Genomic DNA, 20,852 nt, shown 5'->3' on the forward strand with positions numbered 1-20,852 from the left:
CTCGGGACAACCTGTGGACGCCTGGGGACCGGCATGTGCGCAGGGTGTGCACAGGGTGTGGAAAAGTGATGGGGAATTCCGGGCGTATCGCCTCTGACCTGCGCTTTTACTGTCCCCACCCTGTGGACGGAAGATTTCCGGCTGAGCTTTGTCGTCGTTCGTCCCGTACTATCGCTGCGAACGGCGACACCTGGGACAGCGGGTTTACTTTCGGGTTGAGAGAGGTCACGCTCCGGCCGTGAGACACCGGGACTGGGGAAGCGGGGAGGACAGCCCGCGCGAGCGACGGCCGAGCGGTTCCTGGGACGAGCCCGCCGGGCCGCGCCGGGCCGACTCGTACGCGCCGGAGAGCTACCGCACGCCGAGTCGGCGGCGGGCGATCGAGCGCGGCCAGGACGAGCCGGTGGACACCTACCTTCCCCGCTGGGCTCTGGAGTCCGGGGTGAGCCGCGCGGACGGTGGCGGGCGGCACGCGGCGCCCGACGACGACGAGATCGAGGTCGAGACGCCGTCGTCCGAGGGTGGCCGGCGCACGGAGGCGGGCCGCCGTCGGCGCGATCGGCCGGAGCCGCGGGCGATCGGTGCGGGTCCGTTGTCGGACCACACCGCCGAGTGGACGATGGACGCCCCCCAGGAGCGGGGGTATGTGGGGAACAGGCGTGCCGACTCGGACGACGAGCCGGTGTCGGGGGTGTCGCCGCGTAGTCGTCCCCGTCGCGCGGCGACCCGGCGTCCGCAGGTGATCTGGTCCGGGCTGCCGGATTCGGCGGGCTCGGGCGACGAGGAAGCCGCGCGGGACAGCGGGCGGCGTCGTTCGGCGTCGGGTTCTTCCTGGCCGCCGCCGGTGGCGTCGGACTCCGCCTGGTCGCGTTCGGCGGTTGCGGGCCCGGACCGGTCCCGTCCGGCCGCGTCGGATGCCGACTGGCCCGCGTCGGCGGTGCCGGAGTTGCGGCGGCCGGCGTCGGAGTCGGAGTCGGGCTGGTCGCGGTCGGCGTCGTCGGGCCGGTCGGCTTCGGAGCCGGGCTGGTCGTCCTCGGCGGCTTCGGAGACGGGCTGGTCGCGGTCGGTGGCCCCGTCGGGTTCGGAGCAGTCCCGGCCGGCGGCGGATCCCTGGCAGCGGCGTCGGGCGGCCGACCGTGAGCCGCCGGAGCCGCCGCCTGCGGTCGACCCGTGGGACGCGTCGGGCGTGCACGCCTGGGGCCGGTCGGCGCCCGGTGGCCGCTGGGAGCAGGCGGAACGCCGGTGGGACCGCACGGAGCACACGGGCGAGTGGGACCGGTTCACCGACACCGGTTATCTGGAGCCGGTGCGCGACGAGGTCGATCCGTGGGATCGCACGGCTCCGCCGGTGCGGGAGGGATGGGCGTCACCGGAGCGGGCCGAGGCGTTCTGGTCGGGTACCCGGCTGGCCGGGGACGATCCGCGGTGGATGGAGACACCGCCGTCGGCGCCGAGGTCACCGGCGGTGGCGTACTCGGCTCCGCGTCCGCGTGCCGTGCCGCGCGGTCGGCCGGTGGCGCCGGCCGGGTCGACGCTGCGCCGGCGGGTGGAGACGATCGGTGGCGGCTCGTGGGGCCGGCGGCTGGAAGACGACCTGCTGGATCCGGATCCGGGCGGTCCGCTGCGGCCTCTGGTCTACACGATGGCCTGCTATCTGGTCCCGGCCGTGCTGCTACTCGTCGGTCTGCTGTTCCTGAGCGGTCAGCCGCCGGAGGGTTGCGTCACCGACATCACCGGTGGCGGCTGCGACTCGCCGCGTACGCATGCCCTGGATTCGCTGGTGTCGGCGGCGCCGCGGTTCGGTCTGGCGTTGGTGAGCAGCCTGGTGGTGGCAGTGCTGCTACGGCAGGTCGGGACGACCTGGCGGGCGGCGACGGTGGCGCTGGCGGCTGCCGTGGTGGGCGGTGGTCTGTCGACCGTGGTGATCAGCGCGGTGACCGGCAACCCCCTCGGCTGAGACCCGGAGGTGCGGCCGGGGCCGTGGTGACGGAGATGCGGAAGGGCCCGCACCGGTGTCCGGTGCGGGCCCTTCGCGTCGTGCTACGGGTGTCAGCCCTTGACCACGTTCAGGTCGAACTTGGCGGTCACCTCGGGGTGCAGCCGGATGCTGACCGGGTAGGAGCCGAGCGCCTTGATGTGGCCGGGCAGCTCCAGCCGGCGGCGGTCCAGGGTCGGGCCGCCGGCGGCCTTGACGGCGTCGACGATCTCGGCCGGGGTGACCGAGCCGAAGAGCCGGCCGCCGTCGCCGGCGCGGGCCTTCAGGTTGACCTTCAGACCCTCGATCTGGGTCTTGACCTCGGTGGCGTGGCCCAGGTCGCGGATCTCGCGGGCCGAGCGGGCCCGCTTGATGACCGTGACCTGCTTCTCCGCGCCCTTGGTCCAGGCGATCGCGAAGCCCTGCGGCAGCAGGTAGTTACGGCCGAAGCCGTCCTTCACCTCGACGATGTCGCCCGGAGAGCCGAGGCCGGACACCTCCTGAGTGAGGATGATCTTCATGTCCGTGCCTCCTCTCAGCGGGCCGTGGCCGTGTACGGCAGGAGCGCCATCTCGCGGGCGTTCTTGACCGCACGGGCGATCTGCCGCTGCTGCTGCGAGGTCACGCCGGTCACCCGCCGAGCGCGGATCTTGCCGCGGTCGGAGATGAACTTGCGCAGCAGCGCGGTGTCCTTGTAGTCGATGTAGGTGATCCCGTCCTTGTCGAGCGGGTTCACCTTCTTCTTCGGCTTGCGAAGTGCCGCAGCCTTAGCCATTGCTCGTGCTCCTGGTTTGCGATCGCGGGCGCTCGGCGCCATTAGAACGGAGGCTCCTCGTCGAAGTTTCCGCCCGAACCACCGCGGGAGGGGGCGGGGGCAGCAGAGGCCCAGGGGTCGTCGAAGTTGCCTCCGCCGCCACCCTGGCCGCCACCACCACCGAAGCCGCCGCCACCGCCGCCGGAGCGGGACATCTTCTGCACCTTCGCCGTGGCGTAGCGCAGCGACGGGCCGATCTCGTCGACCTCCAGCTCGATGACGGTGCGCTTCTCACCCTCACGGGTCTCGTACGACCGCTGACGCAGCCGGCCGGACACGATCACCCGAGCGCCACGCTGCAGCGACTCGGCGACGTTCTCGGCGGCCTGGCGCCAGACCGTGCACGAGAGGAACAGCGGCTCGCCGTCCTTCCACTCGCCGGAGGCCTTGTCCATGAAGCGGGGCGTCGAAGCGACCCGGAACTTGGCGACCGCCGCGCCGGAGGGGGTGAAACGCAACTCGGGGTCATCGGTCAGGTTGCCGATGACCGTGATGGTGGTGTCTCCTGCCATGACCATCTCCTCGCGCACTCATCTTTGTGCGGTACAGGCTCTCAGAGCCGTACGACAGCGTGGATGAGGCTTGATCCGGACGTGCCGGGACTAGATGCTCAGCGCATCTCCGGACGGATGACCTTGGTGCGCAGCACCGACTCGTTGAGTCGGAGCTGACGGTCCAGCTCGCCAACGGCCTCCGGCGTCGCCTGGAGGTCGATGACGGCGTAGATGCCCTCGGCCTTCTTGTTGATCTCGTACGCGAGGCGCCGGCGGCCCCACACGTCGGTCTTCTCCACCGAGCCACCCGCGGTCCGGATCACGTTCAGGTACGTGTCGAGCGACGGGGCGACGGTGCGCTCCTCGAGGCTGGGGTCGAGGATCACCATGACTTCGTAATGACGCAAGACGTGCTCACCTCCTGTGGGCTAAGCGGCCACGGTCCTTCCGTGGCAGGAGGTCGTGCGTCGTTGCCGTGACCGGTTCCGGGGGAACCCGGCTGGACACGGACAACCGGACCAGGATAGCCGGTGCGGACGATCATGGACGGACCGGTCGGCCGGCACGGCCCGGACGCGGCGACAGGGGCCCACCTTCGGCCTCGAGAGCCGGCAGGTGGACCCCTGTCCACGGGGCCGCGGGGCGTCCCGTCCGCATTCCTTGGGTGGGACCTGGGGAGGAACGACCACACCGATGAGGTTGGATCGAAGACGCCCCGCGGAGCTTTATCGTGTTGTCACCTGTGCTGACCATACAATGGCTCTCGTCACCACTTGGGGTAAATTGAGGATTTAGTCCGGACTTCCATTTGGTGTGCCGGATTCCTGATGGATCCCGCCCCGTCGTGCCGGGCCGCACGCCGGGGCGTCCCGTCACCGGGCGTCGGCCCCCTCACCCGTACGTGCTGTGGACCACGTCCGGGCGGAGCGTCGACCATCGATCCCACCTCGGACAACGACCGCCGGGCCGGGTGGTGACGCCTCCGACCCGCCGGGCGTCTCCGGCGAGCGCGGCGACCGTCGCAGGCGCGACGTAGGCTGCCCTGCATGCGAATCGGAGCCCACGTCGATCCGACCGACCCGCTGGCCGAGGCGGCCGCCCGGCAGGCCGAGGCGGTGCAGTTCTTCCTGGCCGACCCGCAGGGCTGGAAGGCCCCGAAGCCGCGCGAGGACGCCGAGCGCCTGCGCGCCGCCGACGTCGACCTCTACGTGCACGCGCCGTACGTGATCAACGTGGCCACGCTCAACAACCGGATCCGCATCCCCAGCCGCAAGCTGCTGCTCGCCCACGCCACCGCCGCGGCGGCCGTCGGCGCCAAGGGCCTGATCGTGCACGGCGGCCACGTCAACGCCGGCCAGGACGTCGCCGTCGGCTTCGACAACTGGCGCAAGACCTTCGCGTACGCGGCGGAGTCCGGCGGATTCCCGCTGCCGGTGCTGATCGAGAACACCGCCGGCGGTGACAACGCCTGTGCCCGGCACCTCGACTCGCTGGCCCGGCTCTGGGACGCGCTCGGCGACCACGAGGTCGGCTTCTGCCTCGACACCTGCCACGCCCACGCGGGCGGCGAGGAGCTGCTGGGCCTGGTCGACCGGGTGAAGGCGATCACCGGCCGGATCGACCTGATCCACGCGAACAACTCGAAGGGCGCCTTCAACTCCGGTCAGGACCGGCACGACAACCTCACCGGCGGCACCATCGACCCGGAGCTGCTGGTGGCGGTGATCCGCGCGGCAGGCGCGCCGGTGATCGTGGAGACCCCCGGCGGCGTCGAGGGCCAGGTTGCCGACATCGCGTTCCTGCGCGGGCAGTTGGGTGCGGCGGAGTGACCGCCGAGAAGTCCGGCACGACCGGCCGCCGGTCCGGCGCCGAGACCCGGGCGGACGGGACCGGCGCGAAGAACCCGCCGGACGACGCGGCCGGGGCCGGGCCGGGGAGCGGCTCGCCCGACGAGCGCGCGTCCGGCGCGGACAGCTCCGGCGAGGACGACACCGCGGGCACGGTGACGAGTGCCGGCAAGGCGAAGCGGACCCGCAAGGCTCGCCGCACCGGCGCGGCGAAGGCGGCAGGCGCGGCGAGCACCGCCGACAAGACGAGCACCGCCGACAAGGCGGGTGCCGGCACCGACAAGGCGGAGGCCGGCACCGAAGCCGGGACCGAGGCCGAGGCCCGGGACAGAGCGGACGCCGCCAAGAAGGACGGCGACGCCGCGGAGAAGAGCGACGCCGCGAAGCAGGACGGTACGGGCGACGACGAGCCGGCCGACCCCTGGTCCGCGTTCGGTCCGGCACCCGAGCCGGTGCTCGGCCGCCCCCGCCGGGCCGTCCGCGCCGTGGGCCGGTTCCTGGTGCACGAGTGGACGCTCGCCGTCGTCGCCGCGCTGGCGCTGGCGGCGGCGATGACCTGGCCCACGCTGCGCTATCCGCGGCACACGCTGCCGCAGGACTACTGGGACCCGAGCCTGCAGGCGTGGCAGATGGCCTGGTCCGGGCACATCCTGCGGACGAACCCGGCGCAGCTGTGGCACTCGAACACGTTCTATCCGGAGAACTGGAGCTTCGCGTTCTCCGACACGCTCCTCGGGTACGCCCCGGCCGGCCTGATCGGGGTCGGCCCGGAGCACGCCGTGCTGCGCTACAACATCATGTTCGTGCTGGCGCACGCGCTCGCCGCGTTCGGCGCGTACGCGCTGGCCCGGCAGCTCGGCGCGGGCCGGATCGGCGGCGCGGTGGCCGGGGCGAGCTTCGCCTACGCGCCGTGGCTGCTGGCCCAGGCCGGCCACCTGCACATCATCTCCAACGGCGGCATCCCGTTGGCGCTGGCCATGCTGGCCCGGGGGCACGGCTGGTCACTGCGGTACGGGTACCGGCCGCGCCGCCGGCACGCGGGCTGGGCGTTCGCCGGGTGGCTGGTGGCCGCTTGGCAGCTCAGTCTCGGCTTCGGCATCGGGCTGCCGTTCGCGTACATGCTGGCCGGGGTGGTCCTGGTCTCGGTGGTGCTGTGGTTCGTGCGGCGGCGCAAGGTGAAGCGCCCGTTCGGCCGGCGGCTGTTCCTGGCCGACGTGCTGGGCGGGCTCGTCTTCGCGGCGGTGGGCGCGGCGCTGGCGGTGCCCTACTTCAAGGTCGCCGAGCTGCACCCGAACGCGGAGCGCACGATCGGCGACATCGGGCTCTACTCGCCGCCGGCGAGCGGGTTCTTCACCGCGCCGGCCGAGTCCCGGGTCTGGGGTGGCCTGCACGAGGGCGCGCGGGCCGTGCTGCCCTGGCATCCGGAGATGACGTTGCTGCCGGGCTTCGTGCTCTACGCGCTCGCCGCCGGGGGCCTGTTCTTCTCGGTGTGGCGGGTCCGGCACCGGATCTTCCTGCTCGCCGGGGTGCTCGTCACGATGGCGCTGGCGATGGGCACCCGGTTCTTCGGCGGCCGGTTCACCTACGTGCCGTTGTTCGACTATCTGCCGGGCTGGAGCGGGCTGCGCACGCCGGGCCGGATGATGCTCTGGACCACGCTGCTGCTTGGCCTGCTCGCGGCGGGCGCGGTCACCGCGTTCTGCATGCGGGTACGCGAGCTGGCCGCCGAGCGGGTGCCGCCGTGGCCGGGTCCGTGGCTGCGGCTGGCGACGCTGCTGCCGTTGGCGCTGGTGCTGGTGGAGGGGTTGAACGCCACGCCGCAGCCGGTGGTGCCGCGGCAGCCGGCGGCGCTGCGGACCGTGGACGGGCCGATGCTCGTGCTGCCGAGCAGTCAGAACCTGGATCAGCCGGTGATGCTCTGGTCCACCGACCGGTTCCAGCCGATGGTCAACGGCGGCAGCGGCTTCACGCCCCGGTCGCAGGCCCGGATCCGGGAGGCCACTGTCAGCTTCCCGGACTACGCGAGCGTCGACTACCTGCGGCAGATCGGCGTGAAGAACGTGGTGGTGTTGCGCGACGAGCTGGAGGGCACCCCGTGGGAGGGGATGCTGGACCGGCCGGTCGACGCGCTGGGCGTGGCCCGGGAGCAGGTCGGCGAGGCGGTCGTGTTCCGGCTGTAGACCGGAACACGACCGTCTCGGTCACACCGGCACGGGTTCGGCGGGCTGTTCGGCGGCGCGCGCCCGCCAGCGCTGGTGCCAGGGCGCGTCGGGCGCGCCGTCGAGCACCCCGCCGTCGGGGTCGTCGGCGTAGGTCTGCCGGACCGCGTCGAGTTCGGGCCGCATGATGTCCCGGATGATGAATCCGCAGAGCACCGCCACGGTGATCAGACGCAGGCTCGACGCCAGCACGAAGACGCCCTCGGGGAAGACGGGCCGGGACATGGCCGTGCCGAGCAGTTCGCCGTAGAACGCGGCGAAGTAGCCGACCTCGGCGATCTGCCAGGCGAGGAACGCGCCCCAGCGCGGCCGGGCGAGCACCGCGAGCGGCAGCAGCCAGAGCACGAACTGCTGGGACCAGACCTTGCTGAAGATGAGGAACGCGGCGACCACCAGGAAGGCGAGCTGGGCCAGCCGGGGCCGGCGCGGCGCCAGCAGCGCCAGCCCGGCCACGCCGAGGCAGGCCAGCCCGAAGAGCAGGTACGACACCCAGTTGAGCGTGGGGATGTTGGCGTTGAGCCATTCGAACGGCCCGAGTTCGCCGGGTGCGGACGGGCTGATCCGGCCGTCCAGGTAGCGGCCGATGTACCAGAGCGTGCCCCAGTCGATGGGTCGTGTGGTGTTCAGGTCGAAGAAGCGTTCCCAGTTCTCCCGGTAGGGGATCGCCACGGGCAGGTTGACCGCCACGAGGGACACCAGTGCGGTGGCGGTGGCGACGAGCCCGGCGGCCAGTTTTCCGGCCCGTAGCGCGAGCACCAGGATCGGGCCGAGGAGGAACAGCGGCCACATCTTGGCCGCGCCGCCGAGTCCGATCAGGACGCCCGCCACCGCGGGCAGCAGCATCGCGTACCGGTCGGGGCGGGCGCGTGCCCAGGCCAGCAGGCCGAACGCGGCCAGGCCGATGGCGAGCAGGTCCCAGTTGACGGTGGCGGTGAGCACCAGGGCCGGGGAGAGCGCGAACAACGCGGCGTCCCAGGGTCGTCGGCGGCGCAGGCTGAGGATGACCGCGACGGTGGCGACGGCGAGCGCGCCGAGCACCAGCGCGTTGAGGTTGTAGAACCACTGTCCCTGGTTGATGGCGGGGTTGTCGACGCCGAGGGCGTGCACCGGCAGGCCGAGCGCGCCCATGAAGTAGCCGGTCAGCACCGGGTACTCCACCGGGTGGTCGGCGTAGGGCACCTTGCCCTCGTTGAGCCCTTCGGCGTAGTAGAGCGCCAGCACGTCGGTGTAGCACATGCGGGTGTACTGGATGTTGTTCTGCCACGCGCCGTCCTGGCAGGGGGATTTCTGCACCCAGTGCAGTGCCAGCGTCAGGCAGACCAGCGCCAGCACGATCCGGCTGGCGGTCCAGAACCGGCTCTCGCGGTCGGCCGGCCGGTCCAGGGCGGCGGCGTGGTCGCCGAGCGGCCCCCCGATCAGACCGGAGGCGCCGCGGACGAACCAGTCCGAGCGGGACGGGTGGTCAATCGTCTCTGCCGATCGCGGCGCCGCCTCGGACGCGCCGGGCTCATCGATGCCTGCGGGCGACTGGGTGCTCATGGAGAGGCATCCTGCCGTACACAGGGGGTCGCCGTCCCGTCGCGCGCGGAGAAATTCCGGTACGCGAAACGCCGGCGGCGCCGGACCGCTCGGGTCCGGCCGCCGCCGTCAGGTCGTGCGCGTCAATTCTGGCGTGTCGGTGGCGTGCTCGGTAGCAGCCCGCCACCGCCGCCACCACCGCCGGGGCGTCCGCCGCCACCGGGTAGCCCGCCCCCGCCGGGGTTACCACCCTGGTCGCCGCCGCCGGGGTTGCCGCCGCCGGGCGTACCGCCGGGGCAGAACAGGCCCAGCGGGTCGCAGCCCGGCCCGCCCGGCTGGCCCGGCTCGTTCGCCGGCGGCGGCGGGGCCTCGCCGTTGCCGGCGTCGTCCTTGCCGACGTTCGCCGCGGGCGGGAACTCTTCCTTGTCCTTGCCCTTGAGCGCGTCGTTCATGAAGCGCTGGAAGATGTCACCGGGCATCCGGGCGCCGCTGATGTCCCGGCCGTCCTTGTACTGGATCGCCTTGCGGTCCTTGACGTTGCCGACCCAGACGGCGGTGGCGAGTTGTGGCGTGTAGCCGATCATCCAGGCGTCGCCGTTGCGGGTGGTCTTGTCGCCGAGTTCCCAGGTGCCGGTCTTCTCGGCGACCTGGCGGCCCTCGTCGAGCCGCTTGTTGATCTGGCCCGGGTACTGCTTCAGCACGGAGGTGACGTCCGCGACGATGTCCTTGTCGATCCGCTGCTGCCCCTTGAGCTTCTCCGCGCCGACCAGGTCCCACTTACCCGTGTCCGGGTTCTGCTTCTCCACCTTCCGGATGAAGTGCGCCTTGTGGTACATGCCCTGGTTCGCGAACGTGGCGACACCGTTTGCGTGGTCGAGCACCGTGATCGGGTACTGGCCGTAACCGAGGACGTGGAAGAACGGCGACGGTGCGAGGTCCTTCGGGTCGGCCTTGGTCAGGTCGTGCGCCTTGGCCGGGTTGGTGTCGGTCTGCCACATGGTGGTGACGCCGGCCTGCTTGGCCATGTCGAGCACCTTGTCCGGGCCGATCTGCTCGGTGATGTAGTAGAACGGCACGTTCAGCGACTTCAGCGTCGACAGTTCGAGCGTGCAGGAGTCACCGCAGGAGACCTTGTCCGCGCCGGCGTTGCTGACCTTGAACTTGGTGCCCTTCGGCGTGAACGCCGATCCCTTCCACCGGGACTTGAGCGAGATGCCTTCCTTCAGCGCCGCCGCCAACGTGTAGATCTTGAAGCTCGAACCCGGTGAGTGGCCACCGCTCACGACGCCGTTGTCGACGTTCTTGCCGGCGTAGTCGGTGCCGGTGCCGTTGTCGCCGCCGTAGTAGGCGAGCACGCGCCCGGTCTTCGGGTCGATCGCCACCACGGCGGCCATCAGGTTCGACGGCTGGCCGGCGAGTTCGGACTTCTTCCTGGCCCGCTGGGCCGCGTCGAGCGCCGCCTCCTGCATCTTCCGGTTGATCGTGGTGGTGATCCTGTAGCCGCCGCGGCTGAGCGCCTTGGCGCACAGCGGCTTCTTGTCCGTCACCTCGGCCTCGTTGTCGGTGCAGAGCTTCATCTCGCGCAGTTCCTGCGAGACGTAGTTGACGACGTTGCCGTACGGGGTGTCGATGCCGTAGCCACCAGCGCTGCTCTTCGACGGCTTCTGGATGTTCTTCGGGTACTCGGTGGGGTGCTGCGGCGTGTTCGGCGCGTCCAGCCACTTCTCCGTGATCATGCCGTTGATCACGTAGTTCCACCGGTCGACAGCGGCCTGCGCGTTGATCGCCGGGTCGTAGCCCTTGTGCGTGGCGCTCGGCTCCGGCTGCTTGATCAGGGCGGCGAGCACCGCGGCCTCGGCGACGTTCAGGTCCTTGACGTTCTTGGCGAAGTACGTCTGCGCCGCCGACTGGATGCCGTAGGCGCCCCGGCCGAAGTAGATGACGTTCAGGTAGTGCTGCATGATCACGCGCTTGTCGTACTTGTCGTTCAGCTTGGAGGCGAGGATCGCCTCCTTCACCTTGCGGCCGTACGTGTCCTGGTCCAGGTGGTCGAACGCGTTGCGCGCGTACTGCTGGGTGATGGTCGAGGCGCCCTGCTTGTCGCCGCCGGTGAGGTTGTTCCACGCGGCCCGCGTGATGCCCTTGTAGTCCACACCGGAGTGCTTGTAGAAGTTCCGGTCCTCCGCCGCGGCCACCGCGTGCTGGACGTGCTCCGGAATCTGGTCGATGGTGACGAGCTGGCGGTTCTGGTCACCGATCCGCGCGAAGGCCTTGCCGCTCGAGTCCAAGATCGTGGTGGACAGCGGCGGGATCGTGTCCTCCGGGAGCACCACCTTGGTGGAGTACCAGGTGAAGCTCACCACGCCGATGCCGGCGAGCATGATGAACACGGCGAAGCCGGCGATCAGCATGTTGATCCGGCGGCGCTTCTTCGCGCGCGCCGGGTCCTCGCCGCGACCGCCCCGGCCGGGGCCGGTCGGGCCGCCGGGACCGCCGGGACCGCCACCGGCGGAGCCGGGCACCCGGGCGCGGCCGCCCACCGCCGCCGCGCCGACGCTCGCCCGGGCGCCGACGCTCGCGCGCCCGCCCACGCTCGCCGCCCCCACGCTCGCCGCGCCGACCGCGGCACGTCCGGCCGGAGCGGCCGGGGAGACCGGAACCGACGCCCGTCCGGCGCCCGCGCGCCCGGAGGCGCCGGGTGCCGGCGAGACGGGCACCGAGGCGCGGCCACCCGCGCCGGCCCGGCCCACCGAGGCCGAGCCCGATGCCGGGCGCGGCGCCGGAGCGGCGCCACCGACCGAGGCCCGGCCGCCCGAGCCGTACGGTGTCGCGGAGGCGCGCGCCGAGGCGCCGCCGTCCGGGGAGCCGGACCAACCGTTCCCGCCCTGGTTCCACTCGGAACCGGGGTCGCCGTTCGGGCCCGGGATCTGGGCCCGCCCACGCGAAGAACTGGGATCGCCGTAGTTCATTCCTCACACCCTGCCGGTCGCGGTGGGGCGCGGGGGCGCCGCCACCGGGTTGCCGTGAGCTGGAACACGGGACGTTACCCGCCGGCCGTGCCCGCGGTTGCCCGTCAAATCCGATCTATTCGGACTAATTACGTCTAAGGGCTGTCGATTCCGCCACCCGGGGAATGGGCCGGCAGAGATCGGGACAGCCACGTTCACCGTTGCGCCTCTCGCCTTCGCCGAGGGGTGGAGCCGTTGGCCGCGACGGAATCCTCCGCGCCCTCCGCCTCGCCCACGAGACCGTCCCGGCCGAGCAGGAACTGCTCGACGAGATGGTTCCAGTCGCAGCCGGGGCAGACCTCCACCACGAACACCTGGAACTCACGCAGCGTCATGGCCAGGACGGGCAACTCGGCCCGGGTACGCGCCTGGCCGGCCGACTGCTTGAGTTCGTCACCGTAAATGTAGTGGACGTGGATCAGGTTCTCGCTGCGGCAGATCGGGCAGCGGTGATCGGTCGGCTCGCCGTGGAAGCGCGCAGCGTTCTTCAGGTACGGCGAGGCGTCGCAGACGTCGTACGTGCCGATCCGCCCGGCGAGCAGTTCACGCAGCACCGCCCGCTTCTGGAGCGAGTAGTCGACGACCTGGCGCTGCGTACGCATGCGGCAAAGGGTACGCGCTCCGACGAACCCAGGCGACCATGGTCACGATGCGTGATGATCGCGTCGCGTAAGACAGGGTTTGCCCCGTACATCGGCGTCCGCTAACGTGCGATGTATCGGTCCGATACATCGCGGTGGTTAGTGCTCCGCGCAGGGGGAAAGAAGGGATGGCCCGTGCTCGAGCTCGCCATCCTCGGCCTCCTGCAGGAGGCGCCGATGCACGGCTACGAACTGCGCAAGGAGCTGACCGCCAAGCTCGGCGCCATCCGGGCGGCGATCAGCTACGGCTCGCTCTACCCGACCCTGCGCCGGCTGCAGGCGGCGGGATGGATCACCGAAGCCGCTGAGACACCCGCGACCGCCGAGGAGGTTCCCGCGCTGACCAGCCGACGTGGTCGGGTGGTCTACACCATTACCGCGGAGGGCAAGGAACGCTTCGCCCAGCTGATAGCGCAGGCTGGACCCGAGACGTACGACGACACGGGCTTCGGGGTGCACTTCGCGTTCTTCGCCCGGACCGACCAGGCCACCCGGCTCCGGATCCTGGAAGGTCGTCGTCGCAAGATCGAGGAACGTCGCGAAGGTCTTCGTGACGTGCTCGGCCGGGCAGCCGAGCGACTCGACGCGTACACCCTGGAACTGCAACGCCACGGGCTCGACGCCTGTGAGCGCGAAGTCCGCTGGCTGGAGGAGCTCATCGCCAACGAGCGCTCCGGCCGGGCCCCGGCCGACCCGCGAACCGGGACGGCCGACGGCCGACGAGACAACGACAGCCCGCCCACGCCTGGAACGTCCAGGACAGAGCGGCCGTGATGAAGAAGAAGGAGGCAGACGCTATGGGCTCCGTCCGCGTCGCCATCGTCGGTGTGGGTAACTGCGCCTCGTCCCTGGTCCAGGGCGTGGAGTACTACCGGAACGCCGACCCGAACGACCGCGTCCCGGGTCTCATGCACGTCACCTTCGGCGACTACCACGTATCCGACGTGAAGTTCGTCGCGGCGTTCGACGTGGACGCCAAGAAGGTGGGCATGGACCTCGCGGAGGCGATCGTCGCCAGCGAGAACAACACGATCAAGCTGTGCGACGTGCCGCCGACCGGCGTCACCGTGCAGCGCGGCCCGACCTTCGACGGTCTCGGCCAGTACTACCGCGAGATCGTCGAGGAGTCGGACGCCAAGCCGGTCGACGTGGCGCAGGCGCTGCGCGACGCGCAGGTCGACGTGGTCGTCTCCTACCTCCCGGTGGGCTCCGAGGAGGCCGACAAGTTCTACGCCCAGGCCGCGATCGACGCCGGCTGCGCGTTCGTGAACGCCCTGCCGGTCTTCATCGCCTCCGACCCGGAGTGGGCGAAGAAGTTCACCGACGCCGGCCTGCCGATCGTCGGCGACGACATCAAGAGCCAGGTCGGCGCCACGATCGTCCACCGCGCCCTGGCGAAGCTCTTCGAGGACCGCGGGGTCGAGCTGCTGCGCACGTACCAGCTCAACTTCGGCGGCAACATGGACTTCATGAACATGCTGGAGCGCAACCGCCTGGTCTCGAAGAAGATCTCGAAGACCCAGTCGGTGACCTCCCAGATCCCGCACGAGATGCAGAAGAGCGACGTGCACATCGGCCCGTCCGACCACGTGCCGTGGCTGGACGACCGCAAGTGGGCGTACATCCGCCTGGAGGGCCGTTCCTTCGGCGACACCCCGCTCAACGCGGAGCTGAAGCTCGAGGTGTGGGACTCGCCGAACTCGGCCGGTGTCATCATCGACGCCGTCCGGGCCGCGAAGATCGCGCTGGACCGGAAGATCGGTGGCCCGATCCTCTCCGCCTCCTCGTACTTCATGAAGTCCCCGCCGGAGCAGTACGCCGACCACGACGCGCACGCCGCCGTCGAGGCGTTCATCGCCGGCGAGATCGAGCGCTGACGCGCTGAAACGCTGAAGAAGGAAGGCCGGGTCCGCGCGGACCCGGCCTTCCTTCTTCGGGTACGTCAGGACCAGGCGCGCCGCAGCGCCACGGCCGCCTCCAGCTCCAGCAGCGTCACCTTGCGCGGCAGCCCGCCGCCGAAGCCGACCAGCTTGCCGCCCGCGCCGACGATCCGGTGACAGGGCACGATCACCGGCACCGGATTGCGGTTGCAGGCCACCCCGACCGCCCGCGCGCCGCCCGGGTCGCCGACCGCCTTCGCCACCTCGCCGTAGGTCTTCGTCTCCCCGTACGGGATGCCTGTCATCTCCCGCCAGACCGCGCGTTCGAACTCCGAGCCGCGCGGGGCCGACACCGGCACCGTGAACTCGGTCAGCTCACCGGCGAAGTACGCCCGCAGCTCCGTCACCGCCAGCCGCGCCACCGCGTCGCCGGGCTCGTCGGCCGCCCCGTCCACCCGGCCGAAGTGCGCGCCGCGCACCGCCTCGTCGTCGGTGCCGACGGAGAACTCCCCGATCGGTGAGTCGAGCACTGTCCAGCGCATGCCACCCATTGTCGCGCGACGGGCAAAGATTTCCCCGCCCCGGGCGTCTGGAGATGCGGAGGTGGACGGTGGCAGAGGTCGACGGGGAGTTCACCGCGTTCGTCAACGAGCGGGGAGCGGCCCTGCTGCGGGTCGCCTACGCGCTGGCCGGCAGCCAGCACGCGGCGGAGGATCTGCTGCAGAACGCGCTGGCCAAGGCGTACGTCCGGTGGCCCCGGATCCACGGCGACGCGGAGCCGTACGTGAAACGGATCCTCTACCACGACCAGGTCTCCGGCTGGCGGCGGCGGGCGCGACGCGCGGAGGTGCCGGTGGCCGAACTGCCGGAGCGACCGGCCGCCGGCGACGACAGCGACCTGCGGCTGCTGGTGCGGGACGCGCTGCGGACACTGCCGCCGCGCCAGCGGGCCGTGCTCACCCTGCGCTACCTGGAGGACCTGAGCGTCGAGCAGACAGCCGCGCTGCTCGGCTGCCGCCCCGGCACCGTGGCCAGCCAGAGCACCAAGGCGCTGGCCCGCCTCCGGAAGCTGGTGCCGGGGCTGGACGGGCTGACGAACCGGACGGAGGTGACCCGATGAGCACGTCGCTGGACGAGACGCTGCGGACGGCCGTACACGATCTCGCCGACGGCGCCGCGCCCGCGCCGGACCTGGCGTGGCGCGCGCTCGGCCGGGGCCGCAGGCTGCGCCGCCGACGGCGGGTGGGCACTGCCGCTGCCGCGCTCGTCGCCGTGCTCGCGGTGGTGCTGCCGTTCGTCCTGCTCCGGCCGCGTCCCGCCCCGCCGCCGACCGCGCCGCCGGTCACCGTCGACCCGTCGCCTGTCATCAGGTCGGCGCCCGGACCGGACTGGGCGGACGGGCCGCTGGTGCTGCCCGGCGACTGGGTGGTCACCGGCACGCAGGCGAGGGCGGGCGCCGCCGGGCCGTCGTACCTGCTCGACCGGGGACGCGGCCGGTACTTCGGCAACGGCCGCTACGACGCCGTCCTGCCCGCGCCCACCGGCTCGCTGGTGGCGGTCTGGGACGACGACCGGCCCCGGCAGGTCGGCCTGGTCGACGTGGTCCGGGGCACCACCCGCTGGTACGAGCCGGGCCGCGCGCTGGGCTCGCCGAACTGGTCGCCGGACGGCCGCAGCCTGCTGTTCACCAGTAACCGGGTCGGTCACCCCGGTTTCGTCGTGCTGAGCGCCGCCGGCACCACGCGGTCCCACGCCGTCGACACCGCCCGCTATCCCTGCACCGACTCGTGCTTCTTCCTCTGGTCGCGCGACGGACGGGAGGTGCTGCTCCAGCAGACCGACCCGAACGGGCCTCGGTCCGAGGCGATCCGGCATCCCCGGCGGGGCGTGCAGTTCTTCGCCGCCGACAGCGGCCGGCCCACCCGGTTCGAGCCGCTGCCGGGCGACCCGGCCGGGCCCTGGGCGTGGTCACCGGACGGGCGGCTGGTGGTGGTGCAGGGGCAGAAGGAGCCCCTGCTCGTGGAGGCGGCGACCGGCCGCGTGGTGAACCCGTTGCCGGTGGCCGACGTCGTCTGGGTCGGCGACGACCGCCTGCTCTACCGGCGGCCGTACGGGTCGCGGGACTTCGTGCTCGCCGACACCACCGGCCGCGAACTCGTGCGTCAGCCGCTGCCGGAGGACCTCGCCCTCGCCGAGGTGACGATCGCGCCGCGCTGACCCGGCGCTGAACCTCTGCTGGACGTAGTGGATGTTGCACGGCGTCGATACCGTGCAGGTCATGGCCACCGGGACGCTCATCTTCCTGATCATCGGCGGGGTCGGTGTGGGCGTGCTGACGCTCGCCCTGCTCGGCTCGGGAGTGCTCCACCTCGGCCAGCCGGACGTCGACGGGCCGGTGTCGCTGGAGGCGGCCGCCGGGTTCACCGGCGCGTTCGGCTTCGGCGCCGCGATCGTCAACGAGTTGATCGGCGGACGTACCCCCGGGATGATCGCGGCGGCGGTGGCCGGCGGCGCGCTCGCCGCCGTGCCCACCGGCTGGCTGGCGGCCCGGCTCAGTCGCGCGGCCCGCAACATGCGCACCGACGCCACCCCCACCCGCGACCACCTGGCCGGCGCGATCGGCCTGGTGGTGACGCCGATCCCCAGCGGCGGCTACGGCGAGGTGCGGGTACGCCTCGCCGGCCAGCCGGTGAAGCTCAACGCCCGCGCCGACGGGCCGATCCCGGTCGGCACCCGGATCTTCGTGGTCGAAGCACTGAGCGAGACCAGCGTGCACGTCGAGACCTACTGACACCAACAGACGGGAATGCCCATGCCCCTGCTCGTCGCCATCGGCGGCGCGGTCCTCCTCGCCGTCGTCCTCGTACTCTTCGTGTTGTCCCGGATCAAGGTGGCCGGGCCGAACCAGGCGTTCATCGTCACCGGCCGCAAGGGCCGCACCACCCAGACCGCCGACGGAGCCCGCTCCACCGACATGTCCGGGCAGAAGGTCGTGCTCGGCGCCTCGGTGTTCGTCCTGCCGGTGGTGCAGAAGCTCCAGTCGCTCGACCTGTCCAGCCGCCGGATCGACGTCAGCATCCGCGGCGCGGTGAGCAAGCAGGGCATCCGCACCGAGCTGCACGGCGTCGCGATCGTCAAGGTCGGCGGCACCGAGGACGCGATCCGCGCCGCCGCCCAGCGCTTCCTCAACCAGCAGGAGGAGATCGACAACTTCACCCGCGAGGTGCTCGCCGGCGCGCTCCGCTCGATCGTCGGGCGGCTCACCGTCGAGGAGATCATCCGGGACCGGGCGGCGTTCGCCAGCGCGGTCGCCGAGGAGGCCGAGCACTCGATGACCAACCAGGGCCTGGTGCTGGACACGTTCCAGCTCCAGGACATCCTGGCCGAGGGCTCCTACCTGCAGGACCTGGGCCGGCCGGAGGCGGCCCGGGTGCTCAAGGACGCGGCCATCGCCGAGGCGCGGGCCCGCCAGCAGGCCGAGCAGGAGCGGCTGCTCGCCGAGGAGGCGATCGCCGAGGCGAACCGGAACCTGGCGCTCAAGCAGGCCGGCATCCAGGCCGAGATCGACGCGGCCAAGGCGAAGTCGGCGGCGGCCGGGCCGCTCGCCCAGGCCGAGCGGGACCAGGCGATCCTCTCCGAGCAGCAGAAGGTGGCCGAGCGCAACGCCGAGCTGAAGCAGCGCCAGCTCGACACCGAGGTGCGCAAGCCGGCCGACGCGGCCCGGTACAAGGTGGAGCAGGAGGCCGAGGCGAACCGCAACGCGGCGGTGCTCAACGCCGACGCGCAGCGGCAGGCGACCATCGCCGCCGCGCAGGCCGCCGCCGAGCAGGCCCGCCTCACCGGTGAGGGCGAGCGGGCCCGCCGGGCCGCGCTGGCCGAGGCGAACGCGATCGAGGGCGCCAAGGAGGGCGAGGCGGAGCAGCGCCGGCGTTCCGCGATCGCCGAGGCGGTCGAGCGGGAGGGCCAGGCCGAGGCGGCGGCCATCCTCGCCAAGGGTCAGGCCGAGGCCGACGCGATGGCCCGCAAGGCCGAGGCGTTCGCCGCGTACGGCGAGGCGGCCGTCCTGGACCTGCTGGTCAAGGTGCTGCCCGAGGTGGTCGGCGCGGCCAGCGCCCCGATCGGCGCGATCGACAAGATGACGGTGATCTCCACCGACGGCGCGTCGTCGCTGACCAAGTCGGTGGCCGGGAACGTCGCCCAGGGTCTCCAGCTGGGCAGCGACCTCACCGGCATCGACCTGGCCGGGCTGCTGGCGCGGCTGGGCAGCAGCGCGCAGAACAACGGCAAGAGCACTGTGGACGGCAGCACCGTCGACGCGTGACGAACGACGGCGCCCGCCGGGTCTCCCCTCGGGGAGCCGGCGGGCGCCGTTTCGGTGTGGCGGGTCAGAGCGCGGCGAAGACGAACTTCTCGCCGGTGCTCAGGCCCAGGGTCTCGCTGTTCCAGTCGATGACGCGGCTGGCGATGAGCTGGCTGCCCCCGGTCGCGCCGGCGGTGACCGCCTTGCCGTTGGCGTTCGCCCGCAGGTAGACCGAGCCGTCGGTGTTGTAGTCGAGGAAGTCGAAGACCTCCCAGGCGTCGATCACGGTGGCCTTCGCGATCAGCGCCCGGTTGCCGCCGGCGTCCGCCGTGACGAACTGGTTGTTCGCCAGCGCGCGCAGGGCGAAGAACCCGTCGCCCACGCTGACGACCTCGTACCGCTCCCAGGCCCCGACGGTCGCGGCCCGGGCGATCAGGGGCCGGGTGCCGCCGCTCTCGGTGGTCACGTAGTTGCCGTTTGCCACCGCCTTGATGCCGACCACCGGGGGCGCCGCGTCGAAGTCGAACTTCTCCGCCGCGCCGATGGTGGTCTTGCTGGCGATCAGCGGGTTGGTGGTGTTCGAGGCGGTGACGTACTTGCCGTTTGTGACGGCCTTCAGACTGACCGAGCCGTCGGTGTTCGTGACGATCTGGAACTTCTCCCAGTCGCCGATCGCGGCGGACCGGGCGATCAGCGGCCGGTTGCCGCCGCTCTCGGCGGTGACGAACAGGTTGTTCGTGACGGCACGCAGGCCGTAGTAGCCGTTGCCGGCGTCCACCACGTCGTACCGCTCCCAGGCGCCGACCTCGGTGCCGCGCGCGATCAGCGGCCGGTTGCCGCCGCTCTCCGCCGTCACGTACAGGCCGTTGCCGCGGGCCTTGAGGCCGTACGACTCGCGCGCCACCACCGCGTCGCCGACGTGCAGCAGCCGGTCGGGCGAGCCCATGATGTCGTGCACCGCGCCGCTGACGCTCGTGCCCACGACCGAGTCGCGCACCTGCTGCGGGGTCCAGCCCGGGTGTGCCTCCAGCACCAGCGCCGCGGCGCCCGCCACGTGCGGGGAGGCCATCGACGTGCCGTTCATCGTCTCCGTGCCGGTGGCGGTGCCGGCCTTGGCCGAGACGATGCCGGTGCCCGGCGCGAAGGTGTCCAGGCAGGTGCCGTAGTTGGAGAACCAGGCCCGGAAGTCGATCTGGTCGGTGGCGCCGACGGTGATGGCCGCCGGCACCCGCGCCGGTGACTCGCCGCAGGCGTCCTGCATGCTGTTGCCGGCCGCGACGGCGTAGGTGATGCCGGAGGCGATGGAGCGGGCGACCGCGTCGTTCACCGCCTGGTCGATGCCCCCGAAGCCGAGGCTCATGTTGGCCACCGACGGCCCGGTGGCGTGCGAGGTGACCCAGTCGATGCCGGCGAGCACCTGTTCGCTGCTGCCGCCGCCGTCGCAGTCGAGCACCCGTACGGCGACGAGCGCGACGTCCTTGGCGACCCCGTACTTCGTGCCGCCGATCGTGCCGGCCACGTGCGTGCCGTGGCCGTCGCAGTCCTGCGCCACGTCGTCGGACTCCACCGCGTCGTAGCCGTTGCGGGCCCGGCCGCCGAAGTCCTCGTGGTCGATGTCGATGCCGGTGTCGATGACGTAGGCGGTCACTCCGGCGCCGGTCGCCGGGTAGGTGTACCGGCCGTCGGTCTTCGTCCGGGACTGGTCGATCCGGTCCAGCCCCCACGGCGGGGTGGTCTGGGTGCCGGTGGCCTGGTAGCGCTGGACCTGCTGCACGTAGGCGACGGCCGGGTCCGCGGCGAGGCGCTCCGCCTGCCGGCGGTCCATGCTGGCGGAGTAGCCGGACAGCGCCTTGCCGAACACCCGACGTACGGAGCCGCCGTGCTCGCCGGCGAGGGCCGACGCGGTGGACTTCACCTTGGCGGGACCGGCCTTGCCGTCCTTGAGGACGACGATGTAGCGGCCGGGTACCGCCGCGGCGGTGTCGGCGCCCCGGACCGGGGCACGCTTCGGGCCGGCCGGGTCGGCCGAGGCGGCGCCGCCGGTGGCGGCGCAGATGATGGAGGTCGCGGAGGTGAGGGCAAGCCCCACCAGCGCGGAGCGGCGCAGCGCGCCATGACGTGACACTGAATGCTCTCCCCGTGTCCAGCGGCCGTCC

The 20,852-nt window shown here is 71.8% G+C and carries 18 protein-coding genes; 9 read left to right on the top strand and 9 right to left on the bottom strand.

The features are described from left to right. Positions 1-238 precede the first annotated feature (238 nt). On the top strand, positions 239-1,957 hold the full coding sequence (locus KBX43_RS08000; protein ID WP_210883925.1) for a hypothetical protein: 1,719 nt from the start codon (positions 239-241) through the stop codon (positions 1,955-1,957). Between the two features lie 92 nt (positions 1,958-2,049). Here the strand turns inward: KBX43_RS08000 and rplI are convergent, their stop codons facing one another. The 4 genes from rplI to rpsF form a co-directional block, all read right to left on the bottom strand. Continuing rightward, positions 2,050-2,496: a 50S ribosomal protein L9 gene (rplI, locus tag KBX43_RS08005; protein ID WP_013289354.1), complete on the bottom strand. Its 447-nt coding sequence runs from the start codon at positions 2,494-2,496 to the stop codon at positions 2,050-2,052. A gap of 14 nt (positions 2,497-2,510) precedes the next feature. Continuing rightward, complete coding sequence (gene rpsR, locus KBX43_RS08010; RefSeq protein WP_007073789.1) at positions 2,511-2,750, bottom strand: 30S ribosomal protein S18; 240 nt, start codon at positions 2,748-2,750, stop codon at positions 2,511-2,513. Positions 2,751-2,791: 41 nt separating this feature from the next. After that, complete coding sequence (locus KBX43_RS08015) at positions 2,792-3,319, bottom strand: single-stranded DNA-binding protein (RefSeq protein WP_018788497.1); 528 nt, start codon at positions 3,317-3,319, stop codon at positions 2,792-2,794. Between the two features lie 80 nt (positions 3,320-3,399). After that, positions 3,400-3,690 (bottom strand): 30S ribosomal protein S6, encoded by a 291-nt coding sequence (gene rpsF / locus KBX43_RS08020; RefSeq protein WP_013289357.1) that lies wholly within the window; start codon positions 3,688-3,690, stop codon positions 3,400-3,402. A 639-nt stretch (positions 3,691-4,329) separates the two neighbouring features. On the opposite strand from rpsF, the gene KBX43_RS08025 reads away from it, so the two are divergent. Then, entirely contained in the window at positions 4,330-5,112 is a 783-nt protein-coding gene (locus tag KBX43_RS08025) for a deoxyribonuclease IV (protein WP_209963791.1), read from the top strand. Next, positions 5,109-7,310 (top strand): hypothetical protein, encoded by a 2,202-nt coding sequence (locus tag KBX43_RS08030; RefSeq protein ID WP_210883926.1) that lies wholly within the window; start codon positions 5,109-5,111, stop codon positions 7,308-7,310. The genes KBX43_RS08025 and KBX43_RS08030 overlap by 4 nt, the downstream gene beginning before the upstream one ends. Positions 7,311-7,331: 21 nt before the next feature. On the opposite strand, the gene KBX43_RS08035 is transcribed toward KBX43_RS08030, so the two are convergent. The 3 genes from KBX43_RS08035 to KBX43_RS08045 form a co-directional block, all read right to left on the bottom strand. Further along, positions 7,332-8,888, bottom strand: a complete 1,557-nt coding sequence (locus tag KBX43_RS08035) for a glycosyltransferase family 87 protein (RefSeq protein WP_210883932.1) — start codon at positions 8,886-8,888, stop codon at positions 7,332-7,334. Positions 8,889-9,010: 122 nt separating this feature from the next. Beyond that, the gene (locus tag KBX43_RS08040; RefSeq protein WP_210883934.1) at positions 9,011-11,836 is read right to left on the bottom strand and encodes a transglycosylase domain-containing protein; all 2,826 of its coding nucleotides are present in this window, start codon (positions 11,834-11,836) and stop codon (positions 9,011-9,013) included. Positions 11,837-12,030: 194 nt separating this feature from the next. Next, the gene (locus tag KBX43_RS08045; protein WP_030499480.1) at positions 12,031-12,477 is read right to left on the bottom strand and encodes a DUF5318 domain-containing protein; all 447 of its coding nucleotides are present in this window, start codon (positions 12,475-12,477) and stop codon (positions 12,031-12,033) included. A 174-nt stretch (positions 12,478-12,651) separates the two neighbouring features. Between KBX43_RS08045 and KBX43_RS08050 the strand changes: the two genes are divergently transcribed. Together KBX43_RS08050 and KBX43_RS08055 are read left to right on the top strand one after the other, a co-directional pair. Further along, on the top strand, positions 12,652-13,290 hold the full coding sequence (locus KBX43_RS08050) for a PadR family transcriptional regulator (RefSeq protein ID WP_030499481.1): 639 nt from the start codon (positions 12,652-12,654) through the stop codon (positions 13,288-13,290). Positions 13,291-13,313: 23 nt separating this feature from the next. Continuing rightward, positions 13,314-14,393 carry an inositol-3-phosphate synthase gene (locus tag KBX43_RS08055; protein ID WP_030499482.1) on the top strand — a complete coding sequence of 360 codons (1,080 nt, stop codon included), beginning with the start codon at positions 13,314-13,316 and terminating at the stop codon, positions 14,391-14,393. Positions 14,394-14,458: 65 nt separating this feature from the next. Here the strand turns inward: KBX43_RS08055 and KBX43_RS08060 are convergent, their stop codons facing one another. Then, positions 14,459-14,938, bottom strand: a complete 480-nt coding sequence (locus KBX43_RS08060; protein ID WP_210883935.1) for a methylated-DNA--[protein]-cysteine S-methyltransferase — start codon at positions 14,936-14,938, stop codon at positions 14,459-14,461. A 68-nt stretch (positions 14,939-15,006) separates the two neighbouring features. On the opposite strand from KBX43_RS08060, the gene KBX43_RS08065 reads away from it, so the two are divergent. From KBX43_RS08065 to KBX43_RS08080, 4 genes are read left to right on the top strand one after another with little or no spacing between them, the layout of a single operon-like run. Beyond that, positions 15,007-15,516, top strand: a complete 510-nt coding sequence (locus KBX43_RS08065; protein ID WP_369799317.1) for a SigE family RNA polymerase sigma factor — start codon at positions 15,007-15,009, stop codon at positions 15,514-15,516. After that, positions 15,513-16,613: a PD40 domain-containing protein gene (locus KBX43_RS08070; RefSeq protein WP_210883936.1), complete on the top strand. Its 1,101-nt coding sequence runs from the start codon at positions 15,513-15,515 to the stop codon at positions 16,611-16,613. Before KBX43_RS08065 ends, KBX43_RS08070 begins: the two co-directional genes overlap by 4 nt. Positions 16,614-16,644: 31 nt before the next feature. Beyond that, positions 16,645-17,187 (top strand): NfeD family protein, encoded by a 543-nt coding sequence (locus KBX43_RS08075; protein ID WP_210883937.1) that lies wholly within the window; start codon positions 16,645-16,647, stop codon positions 17,185-17,187. Between the two features lie 21 nt (positions 17,188-17,208). Continuing rightward, complete coding sequence (locus tag KBX43_RS08080; RefSeq protein WP_043327695.1) at positions 17,209-18,717, top strand: flotillin family protein; 1,509 nt, start codon at positions 17,209-17,211, stop codon at positions 18,715-18,717. 64 nt (positions 18,718-18,781) lie between these two features. Here the strand turns inward: KBX43_RS08080 and KBX43_RS08085 are convergent, their stop codons facing one another. Then, positions 18,782-20,821, bottom strand: a complete 2,040-nt coding sequence (locus KBX43_RS08085) for a S8 family serine peptidase (RefSeq protein WP_043327694.1) — start codon at positions 20,819-20,821, stop codon at positions 18,782-18,784. Between the last annotated feature and the right edge of the window lie 31 nt (positions 20,822-20,852).

Origin of the sequence: Micromonospora sp. C41, assembly GCF_018070485.1 — a bacterium.
Lineage (GTDB): Bacteria > Actinomycetota > Actinomycetes > Mycobacteriales > Micromonosporaceae > Micromonospora > Micromonospora chalcea.

Bases quoted from the DNA above. Each gene is read 5' to 3' on its own strand.
- rplI (WP_013289354.1), bottom strand. From the start codon at position 2,496: ATGAAGATCATCCTCACTCAGGAGGTGTCCGGCCTCGGCTCTCCGGGC.
- rpsR (WP_007073789.1), bottom strand. From the start codon at position 2,750: ATGGCTAAGGCTGCGGCACTTCGCAAGCCGAAGAAGAAGGTGAACCCG.
- KBX43_RS08025 (WP_209963791.1), top strand. From the start codon at position 4,330: ATGCGAATCGGAGCCCACGTCGATCCGACCGACCCGCTGGCCGAGGCG.
- KBX43_RS08035 (WP_210883932.1), bottom strand. From the start codon at position 8,888: ATGAGCACCCAGTCGCCCGCAGGCATCGATGAGCCCGGCGCGTCCGAG.
- KBX43_RS08040 (WP_210883934.1), bottom strand. From the start codon at position 11,836: ATGAACTACGGCGATCCCAGTTCTTCGCGTGGGCGGGCCCAGATCCCG.
- KBX43_RS08045 (WP_030499480.1), bottom strand. From the start codon at position 12,477: ATGCGTACGCAGCGCCAGGTCGTCGACTACTCGCTCCAGAAGCGGGCG.
- KBX43_RS08055 (WP_030499482.1), top strand. From the start codon at position 13,314: ATGGGCTCCGTCCGCGTCGCCATCGTCGGTGTGGGTAACTGCGCCTCG.
- KBX43_RS08060 (WP_210883935.1), bottom strand. From the start codon at position 14,938: ATGCGCTGGACAGTGCTCGACTCACCGATCGGGGAGTTCTCCGTCGGC.
- KBX43_RS08070 (WP_210883936.1), top strand. From the start codon at position 15,513: ATGAGCACGTCGCTGGACGAGACGCTGCGGACGGCCGTACACGATCTC.
- KBX43_RS08075 (WP_210883937.1), top strand. From the start codon at position 16,645: ATGTTGCACGGCGTCGATACCGTGCAGGTCATGGCCACCGGGACGCTC.
- KBX43_RS08080 (WP_043327695.1), top strand. From the start codon at position 17,209: ATGCCCCTGCTCGTCGCCATCGGCGGCGCGGTCCTCCTCGCCGTCGTC.